We start from the raw sequence: 1,233 nt of genomic DNA on the forward strand, positions 1-1,233 counted from the left end.
GCTCTTGCTATTAGACTTAGTCGTTTTTTATTGAGTATCCGTTCATCACCATCTAGTTTTGCTTTCGCTTGTTGCCACAAACCAACAAATGGAGAGCATTATGAACAGACAACCAAACTTCTTAGAATTGATAAGCTTTACCCTATTATTCGCATTTAGCATGATGTCGCAGGCCGCTGGACTCATGTCACCCGCAAACGGTCAGCTACCAGCGTTGGAAATAAAACAACACCATGTAGATGTCACTATCGAGGATGGCTATGCCATTACTTCAGTAACACAATTATTTTTCAACCCGAATGACACCACGCTAGAAGCAATCTACTCCTTCCCCATTCCAGAAAAAGCAGCGGTAGGAGAGTTCACCTATTGGATAGACGGTAAAGCTGTGACTGGCGAGGTGCTTGAGAAAAAACAAGCTCGCGAGATTTATGAGCAAGAAAAAGCACAAGGCAGAGAAACCGCCTTAACAGAACAGGATGAGTATAAATCTTTTGATAGTGCCGTTTACCCGGTTTTGCCAAAGCAAGATGTCAAAATCCGATTAGTCTACATTCAAGCTGTCCATTCAGACCATGGCATTGGCAGTTATGTCTACCCACTTGAAGATGGTGGCGTCGATGAAGAAAAGTTGGCCTTTTGGAGCTACAACGAAGTGGTAACCGAAGCATTCAGCTTCAAGATGAATATAAGATCCTCTTACCCTATTGACGATGTCCGTCTTCCGAAACATCCGCAGGCAATTGTCACCTCAAACACGAATCAGGCATGGCATATATCCATGATGAATGGGCAGGCCGCACAAAACGAAGAAGACTCAAACCCAATCACAGCAAAGCAATCAATCACTAAACTCGATCAAGATATCGTGGTCTACTGGAGACATCAACAAGGCCTGCCAGGCTCGATTGATATGGTCACACACAAAGAACCCGGAAAAGACAAAGGAACCTTTATGATGACCATCACCCCGGGGGATGACTTAAGTAAAATCAACTTGGGGCGAGATTGGATCTTTGTACTGGACTACTCAGGCTCAATGCAGGGAAAATACCACAGCCTTATCGAAGGCGTTAACAAAGGGCTTTCCAAGCTAAATCCAAATGACCGTTTTCGCATCATCCTATTTAACAACAATGCAAGTGAGATCACACAAGGTTACACCCCTGCGACAGCCGAGAATGTATCAAGATATACACAATCACTTGAATCGACGACCCCTAATGGCGGCAC

Annotated in this window: 1 protein-coding gene; it reads left to right on the plus strand. The window is 44.3% G+C overall.

Going from position 1 to position 1,233, the window contains the following annotated elements; translation table 11 throughout:
- Positions 1 to 100 precede the first annotated feature (100 nt).
- Positions 101 to 1,233, plus strand: a 1,133-nt coding sequence (locus A3729_RS06770; RefSeq protein WP_231877368.1) for a VIT and VWA domain-containing protein, incomplete at its 3' end; no start/stop codon positions are given.

Source organism: Oleiphilus sp. HI0043, assembly GCF_001634935.1.